The following is a 22,690-nucleotide window of genomic DNA, read 5'->3' on the forward strand; positions in this document are numbered from 1 at the left end:
CTCGTGAACTATTAAACTTGCGAATCATGCCCCAACATTTCCATGCTTTCAGCAACATCGACACCAAAGAAATAGCCCCCGGATTTTTCAGCAAGCTCATTCATACCGAAGGGCAAACCATCAACTGGATTACGGTGGAGGCGGGCAACAAAGTGCCCCTGCACCAGCACCCGCATGCACAAATGTCGTTCGTTATCAGCGGGCAGTTTGTCATGACCATTGCCGGAGAAACACAGGTGCTGGATGCCACGCAATTTTGCCATATCCCCGGTGGCACCGAGCATGGCGGTGAAGCCATCACCGACTGTGTGTTGGTAGATATTTTCACCCCGGTACGGGAAGATTACCGACAGTTGGGCGGCATAAACCTGTAAGCGTTACTCAAACAAAAATCCACTGGCGGCACTGCCGGGTCGTTTTCTGCCCAAGTGGCTGTAAGCCTTGGCCGTTACTTCGCGGCCGCGGGGGGTACGTTGCAAAAAGCCTTCCTGTATCAAAAAGGGTTCGTACACTTCTTCTAGGGTGCCGCTTTCTTCACCCACCGCTGTAGCAATGGTGTTGATGCCCACGGGACCGCCCTTAAACTTATCGATGATGGTGAGCAAAATGCGGTTGTCCATTTCATCGAGGCCATGCTCATCAACATTCAGTGCCTTGAGAGCATGCTGGGTAATGCCGATGTCTATTTGCCCATCGTTGAGCACCTGTGCAAAATCTCGCACCCGGCGCAGCAATCCATTGGCAATGCGGGGTGTACCGCGGCTGCGGCGGCTGATTTCGCCAGCTGCATCTTCGCTGATTTCTACTTGTAAAATGCCCGCTGCCCGTAAAATGATTTTGCGCAGCGTATCGTGGTTGTAATACTCCAACCGGCTTTTGATACCAAAGCGGCTGAGCAATGGCGCCGTTAGCAAACCACTGCGGGTGGTAGCCCCAATCAGCGTAAAAGGATTGAGGTTGATTTGGATGCTGCGGGCACTGGGGCCGCTGTCAATCATGATGTCGATGCGAAAGTCTTCCATGGCCGCGTAGAGATACTCCTCCACCACGGTACTCAGCCGATGAATTTCGTCGATGAACAACACATCGTTGGGCTCCAGACTGGTGAGCAAACCCGCCAAATCGCCGGGCTTTTCAATTACCGGGCCGCTGGTTTCTTTAATGCTTACACCCAACTCATTGGCCACAATGCGGCTGAGGGTGGTTTTACCCAATCCGGGAGGTCCATGAAACAGCACATGGTCCAATGCCTCGCCGCGGATTTTAGCTGCTTTAATGAAAATCACCAGGTTTTCAATCAGCTGTGGCTGGCCGCTAAACTCCGCAATGGCTGCCGGCCGGATGGCGTTTTCAAACTCCCGTTCTGCGGCATTCTGGTTGTTGCTATCGGTATTCAAATTCGGATTGCTCATGACTTGGAATTACAAATGTGAGCATTCGGCAAATAGGGTGTGCTAAATATTTATCCCAATGTTTGTATGTACAAATGAATAGGCTTTACCTTTGCAAAGCAGCAAATTTTTTACATGAAAGCATGCGATAGCCGATATAGCCAGTGCCTGTATTTTGCCAGCAGTGCCCTCAGCCGCAAAGTGGAAAAACTGGCCACCGAATGCTGGGCACCTGTTGGCCTCAGCCCCAGCCATGGCTACCTGCTGATGATTGCGATAGAAGAGCCGGGTGTGCAACCCAGTTTTTTGGTAGAGCAATTGCAGCTCACCCCCAGCACCATTACCCGCCTGATAGAAAAGCTGGAAGAAAAAAAGCTGGTGGTACGTACTACAGAAGGCAAAATCACCAATGTATATCCTACGCCCAAAGGCAAGGACATGCTGCCGGCATTGAAGGCCTGCGGACAAGATTTTCATGAACGCTATGCTGCACAATTGGGCGACCGTGAAAGCACTGCTTTGGTGAGCAGCATTTGCCAAATGACCGACAAACTAAAGGTGTGATCTTTTTTACGCTACCATTTGTATGTACAAATAGGCTACTGATTAACAGTTACATCCGGATAGCAGCCTGTATAAAAGAACTCGTTTAAAACAAGACAATGCAATACAAACTCCTTGGCCGCAGTGGCCTCAAAGTAAGTGAACTCTGCCTCGGCACCATGGGTTTTGGCACCGCCACACCCTGGGGTGTAGATCAAAAAGCCAGCTTCGGCATTATGGAAGCATTTGGCAATGCCGGTGGCAATTTTTTGGATACGGCCAACCGTTATCAGGATGGTATGAGTGAAGAAATTGTGGGAGCGTTTATCAACCAACGTGACCGCGACTATTGGGTAGTGGCCACCAAGTACAGCCTGTACGACAACCAGACCAACCCCAATGCCAGTGGCAACAACCGCAAGAACATGATGCGCAGTGTAGAGCAAAGCCTCAAGCGCCTCAACACCGATTTTATTGATGTACTGTACCTCCACATTTGGGATGCCCTCACCCCCATGGATGAAGTGCTGCGTGGCCTCGATGATTTAGTGCGTCAGGGAAAAGTGAACTACATCGCCATCAGCGATACACCGGCATGGATGGTGGCCAAAGGCCAAACCATGGCAGAGCTGATGGGCTGGAGTCAGTTTGTGGCCCTGCAGGTAGAATACAGCCTGCTGCAACGCACCCCCGAACGTGACCTGATACCCATGGCCAAGCACTTTGGCCTTACCGTAACACCTTGGGCGCCACTGGCCGGCGGTGCCTTAACGGGCAAGTATTTACGCAACGACCCTGGCCGTATTAAAGAAAGCAGCAAACGCCTAAACGAACAAGCCGTTACCATAACCAAAGAAGTGATGGCAATAGCTGAAGAAACAGGCACCACTCCGGGTCAGGTAGCACTGGCATGGACCATGCAGCAAGGTTTTTCTTCCATACCCATTGTGGGTGCTACCAAGCTGAGCCAAATGCAGGATAACCTTGGTGTGATAGGCTTACAGCTGAGCAAAGAACACCTGCAACGTTTGGACGCCATCAGCAAAATTGAACTCGGATTTCCCGGTGAATTTTACCAGGAAGATGGCGTGAAGCTGGCCAACTTCGGTGGCTTTTACAACAAGGTAGAAAAGCGATAATCACTTATTTAAATCTGTGCATTCGTGGCGAAAAAGATTAGCCACAGATGCACAGTCTTTTTTTGCATCAATACTATTCCGTGGGCATGTCTACAAAAGCAACAGCGTCTGCTCCAATAAGAAGCAGACGCTGTTTTTATCAACCAAAGAGGTTCAATTAATGTGCAGCATGCGTAGTATCAGCAGCATGTGTAGTGCTGTCTGTGGCATCGGTATGTGCTGTGCTATCGGTAGCCGCGGCGGTATGCGCAGCTTCAGGAGCGGCACCATGACCTTCGGCGGCAGCGCCATGTTCGCCATGGGCAGCAGCTTCTTTGTGCTCAAAACGGTACCAATTGTCTTCTGCGGCGCCTTTGTTCCATAAACCCCAGGCTACCAGTACAAATGAAACCAGTACTGCAGCTACAATGAAAAGACCCAATCCGTTGGTGTTTTTGCCAAAGCCAGTAGAAGTATGTCCTTCGTGTGCCATAATGCGAATGCTTTAAAATTTGTGCAAACCTAATGTTTTGGGCAATTGCCTCCAATTTTAGCCCAGCCATTGTTGCCATTGTATAATGGCATCGGGGTTGGGGCAGTTACGCAGGTAAAATTCTTTTTCGCTGTAGCGGCAAACGCCGGGGTAATCACCTTCATTCAAACCAATATCTTCTATCACCTGAAAATGCAGGTGCGGTGGCCAGTTGCCATTTTCATGGGGTTCGCCAAAATGCGCCAGCAATTGGCCGGCCACTATGTAATTCCCTTCTTTAGCAAGGGTTAAATCGGCCAGGCTCAGGTGGCCGTACAACGTATAAAACTGTCGTCCATCCAGCTGGTGACTTAGGATGATTGTGGCACCATAATCGCTGGGATTGTTGTTGTACGCATAGCTGTGCACCATGCCACTCACCGGCGCATACACAGGTGTACCGGCTGGCCCCCAAATATCCATGCCCAGGTGCAGGCGGCGTGGCTCACCACCAGCAGCATCGCTAAAGTGTGGCGACCGGCTGTAGACGGTTCGGTGCTCATTATAGCCACCATAGCCATAGCGGGCACCTGCGGCTTGCAACTGTGCGGTTACATAGGCACTAAACGCTGAGGTATTGTTGAGCACATCAGCAGTAAGGGCAGCATTGGCTTCGGTAAAATCCATAGCCAGCAAGCGGTCGGCGGCTGCATCAAATGGTACCAACGGATAAAACTGCGCCTGGTGTTTGCGGAGCCATTCTTCCAATGTAAAATCCTGATTTGTCATTTGTTATTTGTTGTTCGAAAATCTCCGCTGTTACTTACCCAACATTACAACAGCCATTACCGCAAAATGATCGGAAGCAAAACGGCCACCCCATGTTTGTGAAATGGTGGCGTGTTGCAATACCTGCCATTTGCCTTTCATAAATATGTAGTCGATAGGTGCCTCATCTTTTTCTTTTGGCCCAAAACCATTGAAGGTGCCCACTGGTCCGTAATGGCCATTTTTGCTGAGGGCTTTCGCATCGGTAAGGTGCAACGGATTGGTTTCATCCACGATGATGCGAATGGGTTCATCTTTCGGTTGTGCATTAAAATCGCCGGTGATGATGGCTGCTGTATTGCCAGCAATGCTGTTTACTTTTTGCAACAGCATGTGTGCACTCTGCCGGCGGGCTTCCTGCCCTATGTGATCGAAATGCGTATTGAAATGATAGAAAATTTTACCCGACTTTTTGTGCTTGAATTTAGCCCAGGTAACGATGCGGGTAATGGCAGCATCCCAGCTTTTGCTACCGGGCACGGTGGGTGTCAGGCTCAACCAAAATGTTTCGGAAGCCAATAGTTCCAGTTTTTCTTTTTTGTAAAAGATGCCGGAAAATTCTCCTTTGTTATCGCCGTCTTCGCGGCCTACACCGGTAAAGCCATACGTTGGCAGCAAGGCTTTTAAATCGGCTACCTGATTGGGCAACGCTTCCTGCACTCCCAACACATCCCACTGGTGAAACAACACCTGCGACACCACTTTTTCTTTTCTGTTTTTCCAGTGGTTCGGGCTGTCGCTGGCTACATCCAAACGGATATTAAAAGTAGCAACCGACAATTGCTGGGCCATTCCTGCAACCGTCATCATCATACCTACATAAAGCACCCACAGTTTTTTCATGAAATCTAATTTCAGCATTCGTAAATCTATTACCAGAAGTTGCAATGTAATGGTTGCCTGATTTCAGCAAAAGCTTTTAACATCAAAAAAGGCCCGCTGACAATGTCAACAGGCCTTTCGCTCAGGCAGCACATTATTTCACAATCACTTCATCAATAAACAGGTGCGAAGGTTTACCGGCGCTTTCGTGCCAGGCAGGCAGCAGGCCGCCGTTTACTACAGTTACTTTTACATAACGTGCATTAGCTGTTACATTGGCACCCAGCGTTTGTACTTCAGGGCCTTTTACAGTCGCATCAATTTTATTGGCTACAGTAGTGAGTGGTTGCCAATTTTGGCCATCGTTGCTGTAGGCAAACTGCACTTCTTTAGGATACACAATCCACGGGCTTACATCTTGCAACACATGTACGCCCACAAAACTCACGTTCTTGGATTGACGTAAATCAACAATGGCTTCAAAGTTGCTGTCGAAGTAACTCTGCCACTCGCCGCCACGCCAATGCTCTGTACCGAGTATGCCATCAATGAGCATACCATTACCACCACCAGAATACATGGTATTTACCTTGCTCAAAACAGTAATGTCCTTATCGGCAGGAATGCGGTAAAACTGCTGTGATACTTCACGGCTTTTTACCTGATTCTTTTGCGCATAAAAATCAACATCCACGGTTTCGGTAAGGGTAAACGGTTGTTTGTAAAGCTGATAGGTGCCGCCTTGCTCACCCGCTTTTCGTATGCGGTAGTAAATAGTAACGTCATTGGCTACGGGTTGAAATTCTACCTGCGTACTGCCGGCAAATTTGTTGCTGTTGTTAGCCAATGAAGGCACAGTTACAAACGCATCATCGTTCAGCTGCGTAGCCGGGCGATCTTGCATGGCCACACCACGCTGCAGGTTGGGCTGGCTGCTCATTTGCATTTCCAACACCCCACCATTGGCAATATCGCTGTGACGAATGAATGTGGGACTGTATGACTTGCCATTCAACTTTGCTGATTGTACATAAAAGTTATTGGTAGTTCTGCCATTCGCTTTTATCACAAATTGCTTTCCGTTTTCCAACGACACTTTTACTTCATCGAACAATGGCGTACCCAATGCATACTGATTGCTACCCGGTGTAACCTGATAGAAACCCATAGCACTCATTACAAACCATGCACTCATTTGACCGCAGTCTTCGTTGCCAATCAATCCATCGGGTTGGTTGGTGTAGAATTCTGTACAAATGCGATGAATCAATTCTTGTGTACGCCAGGCCTGTCCTGCATAGTTGAACAAATACGCAATGTGATGGCTCGGTTCGTTGCCATGTGCATACTGGCCAATGAGACCCGTTACATCGGCCTGATCACGACCACTCATGGGTTCGGTGGTGGTAAACATCAGGTTGAGTTGCTTCAAGAATTCGGCATCACCGCCATGCAGTTTAATAAGGCCGCTAATGTCTTGCTGCGCAGAAAAAGAATAATGCCAGGAGTTGCCTTCGGTAAAGAAATTGTTGACTTCGCCGGGCTTAAACGGATTGTACCACAGGCCCTGCATTTTACCCCGAATGTGCTTGGAAGTCGGGTCAAAAAGATTGCGGTAGTAGTGGGCCCGTTGGTAGTATTCGTTGTACACTTCTTTGTTGCCAATGCTTTTGGCAAATTCGGCAATGCACCAATCATCGTAAGCATATTCTACCGTTTTAGAAGCACTCTCATGATCTTTTTCATTACCAATAAAACCATGCTTGCGGTAGGCATCCAAACCAAAGCGATTGCTACCGGCATAAGCAGTCATTGCTTGTAAGGCCAGTTGTGTATCAAAACCTTTAATGCCTTTGTTGTACGCATCTACAATCACCGGTACAGAGTGGTAGCCAATCATGCAAAAGGTTTCGTTGCCACTCAGCTCCCACACTGGCAGCATGCCGCCATGTTGGTGTTGTTTCAAAAATGTTTGTACAAAATCCAATGTGCGTTTGCGGTCGATGATGCTGAGTAAGGGATGCAAAGCCCGGTGCGTATCCCACAAAGAGAAAACGGAGTAATTCGTAAAGTTCGTGGCTTTATGCACTTTCAAATCGGTGCCCCTGTAGTCTCCGTTTACATCGGTGTAAACATTCGGCGCCAGCATGGTGTGGTACAAGGCAGTATAGAAAATGGTTTGCTGATCTTTCGTACCACCTTTCACGGCAATTTTTCCCAACTCTTTATTCCAGGCAGCTTCGGCTTTTGCCCGCAGGGCGTTGAAATTCCAGTCTTTGATTTCTGTATCGAGGTTGAGTTTGGCATTGGCCATGCTTACACCAGAAATACCCACTTTCAGGCGTAATGTTTCGGCACCATTCAATGCAAACGATAACCATGCTTTCACGTTTTTGCCTGTCATTGTTTTTTTACCAGCTTGTTCTACATCATCGTTGGCAATGCCATACGAAGCAATTGGTTTTTCGAACCGGATGTAGAAATACACATGCTGGTCGGCAGCCCATGATTTGCTGCGGCGCATGCCCCGTAACTCATACGCATTTACGATTTCTAATGAAGACTCCAACACTTCGTCGCGGTGTTGCAAATCAATCAGCACTTTGCCTGTGGCAGTACCTGCCGGAAAACGGTATTGATGCATGCCCGAACGAACGCTGGTAGTAACCGCTGCATGAATATTATGCTTGTCTAACTGCACTTCGTAATAACCGGCATTGGCTTTTTCTGTAGCATGCCGGAATGGAGAAGCGTAGTCTTTGTTTTTCCACTGCACAGCACCAGTAAAAGGCATGAGCAACAGATCGCAATAATCGGCCACACCGGTACCGCTGAGGTGTGTATGCGAAAAACCGTACATCAACGAATCGCTGTAATGATAACCACCACAACCATCCCATCCTTCCAATCGGGTATCGGGGCTGAGCTGCATCATACCAAACGGTACGCTGGCACCGGGATAAGTATGGCCGTGGCCACCGGTTCCAATAAACGGGTTTACCATTTTGGCATAATTCACCGGCTGTGCCCATGCCATTGCCCAACAACACATCCAAACCAGCATGGTTAAATTCAATCTCTTCATGGCTTTGTAATCTAAAAATGAGTGCAAAAAAATCTTTATGTCTTAGTCAAAAAATAAGCCCGCCAAATGGCAGGCTTATTTTGTCAATATCACTAACGCTGAACAGTGTTATTTCTTAGCCCACCACAATGAAGTAAACACATCGTCGGCGCCGCCCAGGAACTGCAGTGCCTGAGTGTAACCATTGGCATTGCTGTTCTTCAATCCAGAAGGATAGATGAGGCGCTGCGGGAAGAACTTCACGTTGCTTGTCATGTAGTTGCCGCTATTGAGTGCAGGCATGGTTACCAGCGGGTTCTCAATACATGGGTTTTCAATGAAAGGCAAGCCCAAACGACGGTGGTCGTTCCATGCTTCCAATGGCAACCATGGTGTTTGCGCAATAAACTTCTGGGTAATGATCTTCGTAAGGCGATCGTTTCTTACAGCACCATTTTTGTACAATGTATTGCTGGGATAAGCAATGGTTGCAGTACCAGCTGTATTGGTATAACCATCTACATAACTCATGGTACGTGATGCGCCTGGCTCAGTAATGTGATCATAGTTTACAGAAGTACCCAATGCATTGTAATCGTTAGAGGCGAGGTAAGCAGCCAGATGGTTGCTCACACCCCAGTAAGCAAAGCTTGAAGCGATACCTGCTTCGTAGGCCACTTTAGCACTCATAGGTACTGTCCAGCCACGCTCAGCAGCTTCGGCCAGCAGGAAGTAGGTTTCCCATGGTGCGAAGAATACACGCTTGCTGGTGCTGTTGCGGAACTGCAATGCCAAACGAGGATATGAACCTGCCCAACCTCTTACCTGGTTGCGGGCACCAATAGTACCCCAGTCGCCGGCATTGTAAGAGTTCCAGGTATACGTTGCATCTACATCAATATCTGCAGCGTTTGATGGCGAAGCCAACAATTTCCGTACAGTTGTTTTAGATGAATTATCCCATGAAGGATAGGCACAAAAAGCAGGGTTGTTGAAATCTCCGGGAATCACAAAAGCCTTGTAGGCACGTGGATCGATGCTGTTGGGCAATCCATCGTACCAGAAACCGGCACGTGGGTTGTTGGTTTTTTGCGATAAGTGTTGATCGAATTTTTTACCTACATAACCAGCTGGCTTGATAGAAGCCTGCATGGCAGCACCAACCTGATCGGCAGATTTTACACCACCCAAACCAAACATGATGTTATCGAGAGCAACAGGCAGCATTTGGGCATTCCATTCGCGGCTCATCACACCAGTAAGGGCATCCCAACCTGGTTTTTCCTGCACCTGAAACATTTGAGCAGCATCGGTAATCAAAATACCAGTTGCAGCAGCTTCAAATTCAGCCTTTGCTTTAGCAGCATCTACTTCGCTCAGGCGCATGGCCAAACGCAACCGCATGGAGTTGGCATAGCGCTTCCACAAATTGTAGTTGTATCCATACGCTGGGTCTTGCTTTGCCAAATTAGATGGATTAGAAATGTTCACATCCAACTTGGTACTGGCATCAGACAGTTCGCTCAGCAAATAGTAGTACACTGTTTTTACATCAGCAAACTCTGGGTTTACACCTTGGAAACCGTTGATAGGAATAGGACCGAAGTTGTCGCTAAGCTCACTCATGAGATAGGCACGCCAAATACGGGCAACCTGCAACAGATTGTTGGTATATGGTTTTACATTACCGGCTGCTATTTTTTCTTGCGCCACCTGAATACCGGTGTTGATAGAGTTGAGCCAGCCAGATATGTAGCTGTAGTAATCACTGCTCCAGCCATCGTTGGCAGCACCGGAGGAGATACCGCCAGATGCCTGCTGGTGACCGGCTGTTTTCCAGTACAGCACAAATACACGTTCGGCAATATGCGGATCCATTTGTGCACCAATCATGGAGTTGTTGATGAAGTATTCCACCTGCACCTGATCGGCATTGGCTGCTTGCGGGTCGATGTTGATGTCATCAAACTTTTTACAGGAGGCAAACACCGCAATGGTAGCCGCCAATAATCCTGCTTTATATAATGGTCTTTTCATGTGTTTTCTGTTTTGATAGCGGTTAGAAACTGAGGCTGAGGTTGATTAAGAAAGTGCGGTTGGTGGGAGGACTGGCGTTTTCGAAACCAGTAGCATTGGTACCCGTTGCAAACACAGATTCAGGATCGAGGCCATTCATGTGGCTCTTAATCATCCACACGTTGTTGCAAGACACACCCACTTTAGCTCTTTGAATAAAGTTTTTGCCCAGGAATGATTTTGGAATATCATAACTCAGCTGAACGTTACGCAAACGAATGTTGGTAGCATCGTACAAGTTGGCTTCAGAAATACCGAGATTGCCGGTTTGTGAAATGGCTTGCCAGTAGAGCTGAGGCGTTGTTGAAACGGTATTGGCTTTGTAACCGCCGCTGCCATCAGGCACTACACCAGCTACTACAAAGTCTTTGCGGTCGCCGTCTTTCACAGTTACACTGCTAGAGCCATTGCCTTGCAGGTATACATGTGTGGCAGAGAAAATCTGACCACCAAAACGGGCATCCACCAGGAAGGCAAAAGTCAAACCTTTGTAGCCAAATGTGTTGGTAATACCCATGAGGCCGGTAGCTTGCTGGTTGCCCAAACGAACGTTTTGTGCACCACGCTGAGGCAAACCAGTGCTGCTCAAAATGAGCTGACCGTAATTGGCGCTTCCTTTGTCTTCTACACGCAAGAATTTGCTACCGTAGATTTCGCCATACAAAGCATTTTGAACAGCGAGGATACCTACGTCGTCAAAACCACCTAAGCGGTACTGGGTTACGTTGCCTGCACTGTAAATGTCCTTCACAAGGTTGCGGTTGCGGCTAAAGTTGGCACTGATGTTCCAGTTGAAACCGTTTTTGTTTTGCAACAATTGACCATCCACCATAATTTCAAAACCCTTGTTCTGAATATCACCAGCGTTGATTTTACGAGCACTGTAACCACTGGTTGGGTCCATAGGCAGGTTAATCAACTGGTTGGTAGCATTTGATTTATAGTAGCTGAAATCGACACCAAATCTTCCGCCGAAGAAACGAAGTTCTGCACCTGCTTCAACAGATTTGATCAGTTCGTTTTTCACGTTGGCATCAAACAAAATTGAATTGCGGCTGGCAGTGGTGTTGCCATTGGGGTCGCGGCCAATGCTGTACACGTTGTACAGTTGATAAGGCGACAAGTCATTACCCACAGCAGCATAAGAACCACGCAGCTTACCATAAGAAAGCCATTTGGGCAAATCAACACCCATCTTATCAAACATGTCGGTAAACACATACGACAAGCTAACTGAAGGATAGAAGAAAGAACGGTTGGCTTTGCTTAAAGTAGAAGACCAGTCGTTTCTGAAAGTGGCATCCAGAAATACATAACTATCCCAGTTTACACCAACAGTACCGTAAACTGAATTGATGCGACGTTCGCTAAAGCTTTGAGAGAAACCGGGTGTTCCTCTGCTGTTGTTGATGCTAAACAAATTGGGCACTTCCAATTCGCCGGCATTACTGCTGAGGCCAGAAGCTTTTTGCTTCATCAGGTTGCCACCTACGCTGGCATTACCACCCAACTTGCCAAACAAATTGTTTTTGCGGGCACTGAGCATAGCACTATAGTTGGTTTCGTTGAAGGTAGACTTACCAAGACTGTAGCGACCAGTAGTTGTTAAAGGGCTACCAGAGTAAGTTTTCGCTTCGCCGTTGTTGGTGTACATATCAGAGCCACCTTTCAGTTCTACATCCATCCAATCAGTAATGTTGTACTTCAAAGAAGCCGTCATAATGAAACGATCACGGATGTCGCTATTCAGGTTGTTGCTTTTTGCCCAGTAAGGGTTGAGCTGATTGCCGGTAGTGTTATACCAAATCATGTTGCCAAACTGATCGCTACCAGCCTTAAAGCGGGTAATGTCAACCGTGTTGGGGAAAGAGTACAACATGGAAGAGGCGTTGTTCCAGTTGTTGCCACCCATAGGGCGGTTGCGGGCATCTGCTTGTGAATATTGTACTTTGGTATCAATAGTCCATTTATCATCTTTACCAAACTTGCTAACGCTTCTGCCAGTAATGTTAGTACGGGTCAGCTTAGCACCGGGTATCATGCTGCGGTCTTCAAAACGGTTGAAAGAAGTATACACCGAAGTAGACTTGTACTGCTGCTGAAAAGACAGGTTGTGGTTTTGTGTAATACCCTGCTGATAGAAATTGCTGAGGTTATCAAAAGAGCGGAGGTTTTCTTTTTCGCCGGCCCAGTTGGTTACTTGCTGACCAGCAATTTTGGGACCCCAGTTAGCACCGCCAATCGGGTCATAAATGCCATTCGAACCTTGGCCAAATTCCTTCTGCAATTTGGGGTTGGTAAAAATGCTTTCGAAGCCCAATGTAGAGGAAAGCGTAATACCCAAACCAGCTTGCTTTTTACCGGTTTTGGTAGAAATAAGAATAACGCCATTACCGGCACGGGTACCATACAAAGCCGCAGCTGATGGCCCTTTCAGCACAGAAATGCTCTCGATATCATCAGCGTTAAGGTCGGCCAAACCGTTACCCATGTCCAATGAAGGGTTCCAGTAGTCATTGTTGCTGGCGCCGGTAAAGTTGTCTACAGGTACCCCATCCACTACAATCAGTGGTTGGTTGCTACCCGTCAACGAGTTGTTGCCACGCAAAATAATTTTAGAAGAACCGGCAGGGCCATTGCTGGAACGGATAACCTGCAAACCAGCTACCACACCACTCAAAGCGTTGGTAAGGTTGGGTTCACGGGCATCCAGCAGCGTAGAACCTTTCACCTGCTGCACAGCGTAGCCCAAAGATTTTTTCTGGCGTTTTACACCAAGGGCCGTTACCACTACATCGCTAAGTGATGCATCAATGCGCTGTAACGTCACTGTCAATGTAGTTTGTGTACCCACCGCTACTTCTTCGGTAGTAAAACCTACAAAACTAAAAACCAGTACGGCATTGCTGCCATCCACTGCAATAGAAAACCGGCCGTTGGCATCGGTTACACCGCCCACGTTGGTTCCTTTAATGAGATAAGAAGCCTGTGCAACTGCATGGCCATCTGTATCTTTTACCGAACCGCTTACGGTTCGCTTTTGCTGCGCCAGCCCTATGGCGGAGCACATCACTAATAGCAGGCTAAATAATAACGCCTGAGGTTTCATTCTCATAATTTTTCATTTTGGTTGTTCAGCAAATCGGGGTTATTTAAATTGTCTCTACTTTTTTTGATACTGTCTTGGCAATTTTTACTGTTTTTTTCGCAGTTATTTTTTGCAGCTCTTCATAATGATCCATTACCAAAGCGGCAGGGCCAATTAAGGGTGCTTCTTTTCCCAGTGCCGATACTTTGATAACTGTGTTTTCGGCCAGCTTGGGAATACTGTTTTCATTAATGGCTTGTTGTATGGGTGCCAGCCAAAGCTTACCAGCTATACTTCCACGGCCACTTAGTACCACCAGCCCAGGGTTGAGCAGGTGTATGAGAATAGCCACACCACGGCCAATATTATACGCTACTTCGCTTACCAGAGCAACCGCAAAACGATCGCCTTTGCCAGCAGCCTGCAGCACTGCATTACAGGCTTCTTCCAAATGGTCTTTGCTCAAGTTTTTAATGCTGGTAAGGCTACCATTAGCAATGCCCTGCAATGCTTTGTTTACAATCACTTCCATCGAAGCTTCTGTTTCTAAACAGCCCATTTTGCCACAGCTGCACAACTTGTTGTTGGTGAACATGGGTATATGGCTAAACTCTCCTGCAAATCCGTTATCGCCCCGAAACAGTTTACCATTCAAAATCAAGCCCAATCCTACACCCCAGCTCACGTTTATCACCATGGCATTCTGCTGATCTTTTGCTTCGCCGAAACGTTGCTCTGCAAGAGCAATCAGGCTGGAGTCGTTATCTATTACTACCGGCAAACCAATGGCTGCCTGCAGGGTAGCTACAATACTTTGCTTGCCAGCTGGCAAAAAAGAATGGTTGCGACCTTCGTGCACATCTACAAAGCCCGGCATACCAATACCAATACCGGCAATTTTTTCCAACGGCAAATTTGACGATTGCACAAATGCCTGTAAGTGATGCGTCAGCTCCTGCAGTGCATTGGCATTTTCTGCCAAATGAATTTCCACTTTTACCTCGGGTACTATCAGCTGGTTGGAGGCATCCAAAATAGCCATGCGGGTTACGTGCTGGTCCATGGCCACCGCTACTACATAAATCAAATCGGTACGCAGGCGAAACATTTGAGCACGGCGGCCACCGGTGCTTTGCGCAAAACCGGCTTCCACTACCAAGCCTTCTTCTATCAGTTCATTTACAAGTTTGGTTACCAACGGCAAGCTTTTGTCGAGCTGCACACACATGTCAGCGCAGGACATCTCTTTGTTGAAGTATAAAAACTTCTCAATAGAGCGTTTGTATATCTCTTTCTTTTCAAGCATGGCAGGCAGGTAATCTCGCAATGAGAAAATAAAGATAGCAGCACTTTTTAATTTTTTACAAGAAGTGTTAAATAAATTTTATTAAGAAAGCGAAGCTTCTGAAATTCAATATAAAGCGCCGGATGGTGCCGGACAGTTGCGGAAGGCTGGCATGAAAAACCAGCACTATGGCAGTGAAAAACATGGTTGCAAGGGCCGGGGGCGATACAAGCGTTAAAAAGAAAAAAGAAAGGGCCTCAAAATACCGCTGCTGTACTTCGGCATGGATATTGTCCACACCAGCCCGGGGCAGGCAATAGTCTACTTTGTTTAATCCGCATTATTCCTGCAATTTTGCCAACATTCTAAATATTTCGATTCCAGAGGAGCATCATGGGAATTTTCAACTTTTTTACGCAAGAAATTGCAATGGATCTGGGCACCGCCAACACCCTCATCATCCACAACGATGAGGTAGTGGTGAATGAACCCAGCATCGTTGCCCTTAATAGAAACAATCCGAAAGAAGTACTGGCCGTAGGCAAAAAAGCGTTGCTCATGCACGAAAAGACGCATGAAAGCATCCGTACCGTACGTCCGCTGAAAGATGGTGTAATTGCCGACTTCAACGCTGCTGAACTCATGATTCGGGAAATGATCAAGAAAATCTATCCCAAAAAACCGTTGTTTCCGCCCAGCTGGCGCATGATGATTTGCATTCCCAGCAGCATTACCGAAGTAGAAAAACGTGCCGTTCGTGACAGCGCCGAGCAAGCCGGTGCCAAAGAAGTGTACCTCATTCACGAACCCATGGCCGCTGCCTTAGGTATTGGTATTGATGTGGAAGAGCCCGTGGGCAACATGATTATCGACATTGGTGGCGGTACTACCGGCATCACCGTAATAGCCCTCGCAGGTATTGTATGCGACCAAAGCATTCGTATTGCCGGCGATGAATTTACGTACGACATTATGGAAGCCCTGCGCCGCTACCACAGCCTGCTGATTGGTGAGCGTACAGCCGAGCAAATTAAAATTCAGATTGGTGCTGCCATGAAAGACCTCGACAGCCCGCCCGATGATATTCCTGTAAATGGTCGTGACCTGGTAACGGGCATTCCCAAGCAGATTATGGTAAGCTATACCGAAATAGCCGAGGCGCTGGATAAGAGCATCTTCAAAATTGAAGAAGCCATTTTGAAAGCCCTTGAAACCACCCCGCCTGAGTTGGCTGCCGACATCTATCGCCGTGGCCTCTACCTTACCGGTGGTGGTGCCATGCTGCGTGGCCTCGACAAGCGCCTGAGCAACAAAATAAAACTGCCCGTACATGTTGCCGAAGACCCGCTGAAGAGTGTGGTACGCGGTACCGGCCTTGCCCTTAAGCACTACGATAAGTATCCTTTTATTATGCGATAAAAAGCAGCATAGCAAAAATTCCAAATTCCAGTGAACAGCCTTGCACAACCGCCGTTTGGGAATTTGGAATTTTTTATTTTGGCATAACACTCCATGCGTAACTTTTTTCTTCTTCTCCGCCGCTTGCAGGTATTCTTGCTGTTCCTGTTGTTGCAGGTTATCAGTATTGCCTTGCTGGTGAGCTACAACAAAAGCCACCAGGCCAAATACATGGAGTGGGCTTATGATGCCACCGGCAGCATCAACAAACGCTACAGCAATATTGCGGCCTACTTTAGCCTGGCCGACAATAACAAACGCCTGGCAGAAGAAAACAACCGGCTGCGCAATTTGCTGGCCGAAAACTTTACCAGTATTGATACGAGTGCCACCCTGCGGTTGGATACCGCCATGGTTGACTCGAGCCGGGTAATCAGAAAATATCTGTGGCGTACCGCCGCTGTCATCAACAACTCGGTGGCCAGTCAAAACAACTTCATTACCATTGAAAGGGGCCGCCTGCAAGGCATAGCACCAGAAATGGCCGTGGTAAGTGCCGGCGGTATTGTGGGCGTGGTAACCGACGTAAGCGACAACATGGCCATTGTACGCAGCCTGCTGCACCGCAAAAGCATCACCAGCGTAATGCTGAAAAACGGACGCAACACAGGCCTGCTGGAATGGGATGGCAAAAACCCTGGCCTGTTGCAACTGAAAGGCATACCAAAAAGTACGGCCCTGAAAGTGGGCGATACTGTACTCACCAGCAATATTTCGCTCAACTACCCTGCCGGCCTTATGGTAGGCACGATAGCCAAAGTGGAAAAGGAAACCGATGGCAACAACTACAAACTGCAGGTAAAACCCGGCAATAATTTTTATAGCGTTGATTATGTAGATGTGATTGAAAATCTTTTTCTGAAAGAGCAGCGAGACATTGAACAACGCATCAACAAACAACAGCAACAATAACCCGCCACAAGGCCCGCAACATGAGCGAACCGGTTAAACAAATCATCCGCTTTACATTTTTTATACTGGTGCAGGCACTGGTGCTAAACCACATGCCCGCACTTCACCGGTTTGTAACCCCTTACCTGTACTTTTTGTACCTCATTTGGCTACCCTTCAATGTGAGCCGCTCTGGCATGCTGATTATCGGTTTTATCACCGGCTTTGCCCTCGATTTATTTACCAAAACTCCCGGCTTGCATGCCTCGGCCTGCTTGTGGCTGGCCTACTTGCGTACGCCTTTGCTTAAACTATTGCTGCCCGGCGAAACCAAAGAACTCAAAACCGGCAGCAGCCCCAGTGTACGCAGCATGGGCCTTACCACTTACATTTTATTTGTAGTGATGCTAACCCTCTTTCACCACAGCTGGCTGGTACTGCTGGAGTGGATGAGTTTTGGCAGCTTCCTGTATTTCATCGGAAAAGTATTCTTTACCACACTGGCTAGTTTATTGCTCATCCTCATTGCCGAGCTGCTGTTTCGCCCCATTAAAAAGCGGAGAAGTAACAGCTGATTGGTTATGCGGAAAATTTTTACAGCCTGTTGGTACGTGGCGGTGTAATGTGCTGTTACCTTCGTCGAAAGTTGTCAGGAGTACGTATACATGAATGATTTCCATTCGATCAGGAGCCGCATCATCCAGATCATTTTCGCCGCCACTTTCCTTGTGATTATTCTGCAGTTGTTCAACCTGCAAATCCTCAACGAGGACTATAAACTTATGGCCGATAATCAGGCCATTTACCGCAAGGTGGTATACCCCAGCCGGGGCCTCATCATCGACCGGAAAAAGCATGTGATTCTCGATAACACTACGCTGTTTGATTTGGTGCTGATACCTGCCCAACTCAAACAGGGCTGCGATACGGCGGCACTCTGCAACATCCTCAATATTTCGGAAGAAGAGTTTAAGAAGCGGGTCATCAACAGCATAGTAAAAAACGGCCGCTACCAACCCAGCGTGTTCGAAGGCCTGCTCGATGAAAAAACGCATGCCCAGATAGCAGAAAAACTGGCCCTGTTTCAGCCGGCATTTGACCTGGTAGAACGCCCGGTGCGTAAATATCCTTACGATGCAGCGGCTCACGTATTTGGCTACCTGGCCGAAGTAGACCCCAAGTTTTTGGAACGCTATGGCAGCGAAGGCTACCGCCAGGGCGACTACGCCGGCATGACCGGGCTGGAACGCACCTACGAAAAAGTACTGATGGGCCAGCGGGGTATTCAATACTGGAACAAAGACAACAAGAACCGCCCCACCCAACCGTATGAAGGTGGTAAATACGATACAGCGGCCGTTGCCGGTAGTACGCTGTACTCTTCGCTGGATATAGAACTGCAAGAGCTGGGCGAAAAACTGATGCAGGGAAAGATAGGCAGCGTAGTAGCCATTGACCCCAGAACTGGCGGTATTCTGGCCATGGTGAGTGCCCCATCTTACAGCCCCACATTGCTCACGGGCAACCAGCGCCGCAAGCATTTTTCTGAGCTCTACACCGACCCCCGGCTGCCGTTGTACAACCGGGCCATTACGGGTGAATATTCACCGGGGTCTACTTTTAAAACCCTGCAAGCCATTGTGGGCATGCAGGAAGGTGTGATTACGCAACGCAGCGGCTACCCCTGCCGCGGCGGTTATTATGAATGTGGTACGGGTAAGCCCAAATGCCACGGTGCCGGCCATGCCCCCGACCTGGAGCATGCCATTGCCACCAGTTGCAACAGTTATTTTGCCGACGTGTACCGCAAAATACTCGACCAACCCCGATATGGCGGCGTGGATAGCGGCATTGCTGTGTGGGATCAGTACATGTACAAGTTTGGCCTCGGCCACAAGCTGGGTGTAGATCTTCCTTCAGAAAGAGGCGGCAATATTCCTACGTCGAAATACTACCGCAAAATATTTGGCAACAACTGGCACAGCTGCAACACCGTTTCTAACTCCATTGGCCAGGGCGAAGTAAACAGTACCGTGCTGCAACTTACCAACGCCATTGCCATGATTGCCAACAAAGGCTGGTACTATACCCCGCACATGATAGACAGCATTGAAGGCGGCGATCAGTTTGGCTTGCTAGAAGCCTATCAGAAAAAAATAGAACCCGTACACATACCCGACAGCATGTTTGAAGCAGTGCATGCCGGCATGGAAGCCGTAATGAAACCCGGCGGTACCGGCTGGCGGCTGGCAGTACCCGGCATTAATATTTGTGGCAAAACCGGTACAGTAGAAAACTATTACAAGGGTAAAAAACAAAAAGACCACTCGTTTTTTGCCGCCTTTGCCCCACGGGAAAATCCACAGATTGCCATTGCCTGTATTGTAGAAAATGGCGGCTTTGGTGCCACCATTGCTGCACCGGTAGTAAGCCTGATGCTGGAAAAATACCTGCACGATACCATCAGCGACAAACGCAAAGAATGGATACAGCGCTACAGCAGCATGAAGATTACGCCTGCCCGTATTGCCGATGAAATTCGCAAACGGGACAGCATAAAGCTGGCCAAGGACGAAGAACGGGCCCGCCGCCAATTGCTCAACAGCATAAAAGAAGAAACCGGCATTGATAGCGAACAGGAAACTGCTACCCCCGATACACCACCGGCCAAACCCAAGCAACCTGCTAATACAAACGGCAAAACCGTTGGCCTGTTGGCTCCTACCGATGAACACCGCAAACGCAAATCATTTTCACAGCAGGCCTAATATTTTCCAGCATGTCGCAACCAACCCGCATCATTTCTAAAGGCATCAACTGGTTATTGCCCGTGATGTACCTGCTGCTGGTATTCATTGGCCTCACCGCCATTTTTTCGGTGGAGTACCGCCCCGATGTAAACATTCTGCAAGCCATCACCGGATTGAAAACCAACTACAGCCGCCAGCTTTTGTTTCTGGTGATTTGTTTGGTATTGGGCATCCTTATTTTACTTACGGATAGTAAGTTTTTTACGGCCACCGCCAACCTCTCGTATGCATTGGGTATACTGCTACTACTGGCCACTTTTGTGGTGGGCAAAGAAGTAAATGGCTCACACAGCTGGATACCCTTGGGCTTCATGAACCTGCAACCTGCAGAAACCTGTAAAATATTTGTGAGCCTTGCATTAGCAAAGTATCTCAGCCGCATGGAAACCGACTTTCGCCGCTGGCAAAGTCATGCCATTGCCATTGCACTGGCACTTACACCGGCCATTTTTTCCATTTTACAAAATGAAACGGGCCTTGCATTGGTGTACTTCGCATTTTTCATTCCACTTTACCGCGAAGGCTTGCCTGCCGCTTATCTGGTGGTAGGTGTTTCTGCAGCGGTGTTGGTAGTGGCTTCTATTTTGATTGAACCCAACACCCTGTTTTACATTCTGACCGGTTTGGTAGTGGTTACCTTATGGCTTTTGCGTCGTCGCATTCGCCGTAATAAATCGTTGCTGCTCATCATAGCCGGTGTGTATTTGCTGAGTGTGGGCATTCAAAAATTTGCGGTGCCTTTCTTGTTCGAAAACATCATGCAGCCTTATCAGGTAGAACGCATTATGAGCATGTTTGGTAAAGATTATGTGCCCAAAGACCCTGCCAAGCTGGAAGCACTGATGAAGGAAAAAGCCAAGCAGGGAAAGATTAATAAAGACGGTAAGAAAGAAGAAAACTACAACGTAAAACAGAGCAAAATTGCCATTGGCAGCGGTGGCCTGGCCGGGAAAGGATTTTTAAAAGGGGCCGTAACGCAAGGCGAATTTGTGCCAGAACAACACACCGATTTTATTTTTACCGCCTTGGGCGAAAGCTTTGGCTTTTGGGGCTCCAGCCTCGTGGCCTTATTGTATTTCAGTTTGCTCATGATTATCATCAACATGGCCGAACGACAGCGCAGCACGTTTAGCCGGGTGTATGGCTACTGCGTTGCAGCGATATTATTTTTTCATGTGGTGGTCAACATTTGCATGACCATTGGGCTGGCTCCGGTGATTGGCATTCCACTGCCCCTCATCAGCCATGGCGGCTCTTCGCTCATGACCTTTACCATTCTCATTTTCATCTTCGTTCGCCTCGATGCCGACCGGCAGGTAGTGCTGCGGTAAGAGCGAAGTAAGAAGTACGAGGGTAGAAGTACGAAGTAGGATTTTCCATCAACGACCAACCAGCAACCATCAACTATGGCTACAATTATTCCATTATCAGAAGGCTCATTCACCATTGGAAAGGACAAGATTTTTCATCCTTTCAACCACGCCGAAGATGACCTGCAACAACGGGCTACAGGCAGCTTACTGGTAGAGGTACAACCCTTTTGCATTGTAACGGAAAGAGATGTGCTGCTGATTGATACCGGTCTTGGTTTTAGCCAGCAGGGTGAGTTGCAGATACACCGCAACCTCAAAGCCAACGGCATACAACCGGCCGATGTAACCAAGGTATTGATGAGCCATTTACACAAAGACCATGCAGGTGGCGTAAGCTATAAAGACCGCTTAGGCAATGCGCATCTGGCTTTTCCCAACGCCACGTATTTTGTACAGCGCCGCGAATACGATTTTGCCGAAGCCACCGGTTATCCTTCTTTTATTACTGATGAATTTGAAGTGTTTGACCGGCACCCTCGGGTGTTTTGGCTGCACGACGATGAAGGCAGCATCGACAATTACATTCACTATCAGGTAACGGGTGCTCACAGTCCCTACCACCAGGTGTTTTGGATAGAAACCGCCGAAGGCCTCATCTTTTTTGGGGGCGATGATGCGCCGCAGCACAAGCAAATGCTGAGCCGCTTTGTAGCCAAATACGACCACGATGGCAAAAAATGCATGGAGCTGCGCCAGCAATGGTGGGATAAAGGCAGCGCAGACGGATGGACGTTTTTATTTTATCATGATATCAGCCATCCGTATTTAAAGGCTTAATCTTTTGAAGTATCCCAACCCTGAGATTGTCTTAACCTATAACAAATAGTTCAACCCTACTTGAAAAACCCTGTTTGCACCTCTTGAATCTGAATGTCGTTGCCCGATAGCATCAACAGAATACAGCATATTGAAACCATAATTGTACCTAACTTCCACATATAAGTTTTTTAAGAACTGATGTTGCAATCCTATACTTGCAGCAATATCAAACTTGGCAGGATAATGCTTTCCTACATCCAGATTATTTTCTTTACCCATAAGCAATCGAGCACCTGCTAAATAACCCAGTTCTGTACCCAACAGTATTGAGCTGTTCTTCTCGAAACGATACCCAATTAATAAAGGAATATTGATATAATTAAACCGAATACTAGTTTTATCGGCTCCAAGTTGCTGGTCTACTTTATACCCTTTCGATGAAAAAAGCATTTCTGATTGAAAAAAGAAATACCGATTAATTGGTAATTCCATTGTCAAACCACCATACCAACCCACCCGATTTTTCGGAAAAGCAATCAGATCCTTTGTGGTAGCAATATTGCCCCCGGCTTTTACACCAAATTGTACCTGTGCAAATACTTGTACACCTATAAGCAGGCAAATGGCAAGTACTACTTGTTTCATCATATTGCGTTTTATTATAAAAAAGGTAAGCGATAGCTCATGCTATTGTTGGTATGCATCAGCTATA

At 47.7% G+C, this 22,690-nt stretch carries 18 protein-coding genes; 9 read left to right on the top strand and 9 right to left on the bottom strand.

What is annotated here, in order from left to right:
• Positions 1-26: 26 nt before the first annotated feature.
• Positions 27-374 (top strand): cupin domain-containing protein, encoded by a 348-nt coding sequence (locus V7Q13_RS08025; RefSeq protein ID WP_333800164.1) that lies wholly within the window; start codon positions 27-29, stop codon positions 372-374.
• A gap of 3 nt (positions 375-377) precedes the next feature.
• On the opposite strand, the gene ruvB is transcribed toward V7Q13_RS08025, so the two are convergent.
• Positions 378-1,412 carry a Holliday junction branch migration DNA helicase RuvB gene (gene ruvB / locus V7Q13_RS08030; protein WP_157479894.1) on the bottom strand — a complete coding sequence of 345 codons (1,035 nt, stop codon included), beginning with the start codon at positions 1,410-1,412 and terminating at the stop codon, positions 378-380.
• Positions 1,413-1,526: 114 nt separating this feature from the next.
• Between ruvB and V7Q13_RS08035 the strand changes: the two genes are divergently transcribed.
• Together V7Q13_RS08035 and V7Q13_RS08040 are read left to right on the top strand one after the other, a co-directional pair.
• A complete protein-coding gene (locus tag V7Q13_RS08035; RefSeq protein ID WP_333800165.1) occupies positions 1,527-1,955 on the top strand; it encodes a MarR family winged helix-turn-helix transcriptional regulator in 429 nt (142 codons plus the stop codon).
• 98 nt (positions 1,956-2,053) lie between these two features.
• Positions 2,054-3,073 (top strand): aldo/keto reductase, encoded by a 1,020-nt coding sequence (locus tag V7Q13_RS08040; RefSeq protein ID WP_333800166.1) that lies wholly within the window; start codon positions 2,054-2,056, stop codon positions 3,071-3,073.
• Positions 3,074-3,230: 157 nt separating this feature from the next.
• On the opposite strand, the gene V7Q13_RS08045 is transcribed toward V7Q13_RS08040, so the two are convergent.
• From V7Q13_RS08045 to V7Q13_RS08075, 7 genes are all read right to left on the bottom strand, one after another.
• Positions 3,231-3,545 carry a hypothetical protein gene (locus V7Q13_RS08045; protein ID WP_333800167.1) on the bottom strand — a complete coding sequence of 105 codons (315 nt, stop codon included), beginning with the start codon at positions 3,543-3,545 and terminating at the stop codon, positions 3,231-3,233.
• A gap of 57 nt (positions 3,546-3,602) precedes the next feature.
• Complete coding sequence (locus V7Q13_RS08050; RefSeq protein ID WP_333800168.1) at positions 3,603-4,313, bottom strand: peptidoglycan DD-metalloendopeptidase family protein; 711 nt, start codon at positions 4,311-4,313, stop codon at positions 3,603-3,605.
• A 30-nt stretch (positions 4,314-4,343) separates the two neighbouring features.
• A complete protein-coding gene (locus V7Q13_RS08055) occupies positions 4,344-5,195 on the bottom strand; it encodes an endonuclease/exonuclease/phosphatase family protein (RefSeq protein ID WP_333800169.1) in 852 nt (283 codons plus the stop codon).
• A gap of 133 nt (positions 5,196-5,328) precedes the next feature.
• Positions 5,329-8,259, bottom strand: a complete 2,931-nt coding sequence (locus tag V7Q13_RS08060) for a GH92 family glycosyl hydrolase (protein ID WP_333800170.1) — start codon at positions 8,257-8,259, stop codon at positions 5,329-5,331.
• Positions 8,260-8,367: 108 nt separating this feature from the next.
• Positions 8,368-10,275, bottom strand: coding sequence for a SusD/RagB family nutrient-binding outer membrane lipoprotein (locus V7Q13_RS08065; RefSeq protein WP_333800171.1), 1,908 nt, complete (start codon positions 10,273-10,275; stop codon positions 8,368-8,370).
• A 22-nt stretch (positions 10,276-10,297) separates the two neighbouring features.
• Positions 10,298-13,429, bottom strand: a complete 3,132-nt coding sequence (locus V7Q13_RS08070) for a SusC/RagA family TonB-linked outer membrane protein (protein WP_333800172.1) — start codon at positions 13,427-13,429, stop codon at positions 10,298-10,300.
• Between the two features lie 37 nt (positions 13,430-13,466).
• Positions 13,467-14,708, bottom strand: a complete 1,242-nt coding sequence (locus V7Q13_RS08075; RefSeq protein ID WP_333800173.1) for an ROK family protein — start codon at positions 14,706-14,708, stop codon at positions 13,467-13,469.
• 372 nt (positions 14,709-15,080) lie between these two features.
• Between V7Q13_RS08075 and V7Q13_RS08080 the strand changes: the two genes are divergently transcribed.
• The 6 genes from V7Q13_RS08080 (at position 15,081) to V7Q13_RS08105 (ending at position 21,996) form a co-directional block, all read left to right on the top strand.
• Positions 15,081-16,106, top strand: a complete 1,026-nt coding sequence (locus V7Q13_RS08080; protein WP_333800174.1) for a rod shape-determining protein — start codon at positions 15,081-15,083, stop codon at positions 16,104-16,106.
• A gap of 93 nt (positions 16,107-16,199) precedes the next feature.
• Positions 16,200-17,057, top strand: coding sequence for a rod shape-determining protein MreC (gene mreC, locus V7Q13_RS08085; protein ID WP_333800175.1), 858 nt, complete (start codon positions 16,200-16,202; stop codon positions 17,055-17,057).
• Between the two features lie 20 nt (positions 17,058-17,077).
• Positions 17,078-17,611 (top strand): rod shape-determining protein MreD, encoded by a 534-nt coding sequence (locus V7Q13_RS08090; RefSeq protein ID WP_333800176.1) that lies wholly within the window; start codon positions 17,078-17,080, stop codon positions 17,609-17,611.
• Between the two features lie 90 nt (positions 17,612-17,701).
• Positions 17,702-19,804, top strand: a complete 2,103-nt coding sequence (gene mrdA / locus V7Q13_RS08095; RefSeq protein WP_333800177.1) for a penicillin-binding protein 2 — start codon at positions 17,702-17,704, stop codon at positions 19,802-19,804.
• Positions 19,805-19,815: 11 nt separating this feature from the next.
• Positions 19,816-21,177: a rod shape-determining protein RodA gene (rodA, locus tag V7Q13_RS08100; RefSeq protein ID WP_333800178.1), complete on the top strand. Its 1,362-nt coding sequence runs from the start codon at positions 19,816-19,818 to the stop codon at positions 21,175-21,177.
• Between the two features lie 75 nt (positions 21,178-21,252).
• A complete protein-coding gene (locus tag V7Q13_RS08105) occupies positions 21,253-21,996 on the top strand; it encodes an MBL fold metallo-hydrolase (RefSeq protein ID WP_333800179.1) in 744 nt (247 codons plus the stop codon).
• 36 nt (positions 21,997-22,032) lie between these two features.
• On the opposite strand, the gene V7Q13_RS08110 is transcribed toward V7Q13_RS08105, so the two are convergent.
• Positions 22,033-22,626 (bottom strand): porin family protein, encoded by a 594-nt coding sequence (locus tag V7Q13_RS08110; protein ID WP_333800180.1) that lies wholly within the window; start codon positions 22,624-22,626, stop codon positions 22,033-22,035.
• Positions 22,627-22,690 lie beyond the last annotated feature (64 nt).

Origin of the sequence: Phnomibacter sp., assembly GCF_036803085.1 — a bacterium.
Lineage (GTDB): Bacteria > Bacteroidota > Bacteroidia > Chitinophagales > Chitinophagaceae > Phnomibacter.

Coding starts and splice junctions, on each gene's coding strand:
- V7Q13_RS08025 (WP_333800164.1), top strand. CDS start 27: ATGCCCCAACATTTCCATGCTTTCAGCAACATCGACACCAAAGAAATA.
- ruvB (WP_157479894.1), bottom strand. CDS start 1,412: ATGAGCAATCCGAATTTGAATACCGATAGCAACAACCAGAATGCCGCA.
- V7Q13_RS08035 (WP_333800165.1), top strand. CDS start 1,527: ATGAAAGCATGCGATAGCCGATATAGCCAGTGCCTGTATTTTGCCAGC.
- V7Q13_RS08040 (WP_333800166.1), top strand. CDS start 2,054: ATGCAATACAAACTCCTTGGCCGCAGTGGCCTCAAAGTAAGTGAACTC.
- V7Q13_RS08045 (WP_333800167.1), bottom strand. CDS start 3,545: ATGGCACACGAAGGACATACTTCTACTGGCTTTGGCAAAAACACCAAC.
- V7Q13_RS08050 (WP_333800168.1), bottom strand. CDS start 4,313: ATGACAAATCAGGATTTTACATTGGAAGAATGGCTCCGCAAACACCAG.
- V7Q13_RS08055 (WP_333800169.1), bottom strand. CDS start 5,195: ATGAAAAAACTGTGGGTGCTTTATGTAGGTATGATGATGACGGTTGCA.
- V7Q13_RS08060 (WP_333800170.1), bottom strand. CDS start 8,259: ATGAAGAGATTGAATTTAACCATGCTGGTTTGGATGTGTTGTTGGGCA.
- V7Q13_RS08065 (WP_333800171.1), bottom strand. CDS start 10,275: ATGAAAAGACCATTATATAAAGCAGGATTATTGGCGGCTACCATTGCG.
- V7Q13_RS08070 (WP_333800172.1), bottom strand. CDS start 13,429: ATGAGAATGAAACCTCAGGCGTTATTATTTAGCCTGCTATTAGTGATG.
- V7Q13_RS08075 (WP_333800173.1), bottom strand. CDS start 14,708: ATGCTTGAAAAGAAAGAGATATACAAACGCTCTATTGAGAAGTTTTTA.
- V7Q13_RS08080 (WP_333800174.1), top strand. CDS start 15,081: ATGGGAATTTTCAACTTTTTTACGCAAGAAATTGCAATGGATCTGGGC.
- mreC (WP_333800175.1), top strand. CDS start 16,200: ATGCGTAACTTTTTTCTTCTTCTCCGCCGCTTGCAGGTATTCTTGCTG.
- V7Q13_RS08090 (WP_333800176.1), top strand. CDS start 17,078: ATGAGCGAACCGGTTAAACAAATCATCCGCTTTACATTTTTTATACTG.
- mrdA (WP_333800177.1), top strand. CDS start 17,702: ATGAATGATTTCCATTCGATCAGGAGCCGCATCATCCAGATCATTTTC.
- rodA (WP_333800178.1), top strand. CDS start 19,816: ATGTCGCAACCAACCCGCATCATTTCTAAAGGCATCAACTGGTTATTG.
- V7Q13_RS08105 (WP_333800179.1), top strand. CDS start 21,253: ATGGCTACAATTATTCCATTATCAGAAGGCTCATTCACCATTGGAAAG.
- V7Q13_RS08110 (WP_333800180.1), bottom strand. CDS start 22,626: ATGATGAAACAAGTAGTACTTGCCATTTGCCTGCTTATAGGTGTACAA.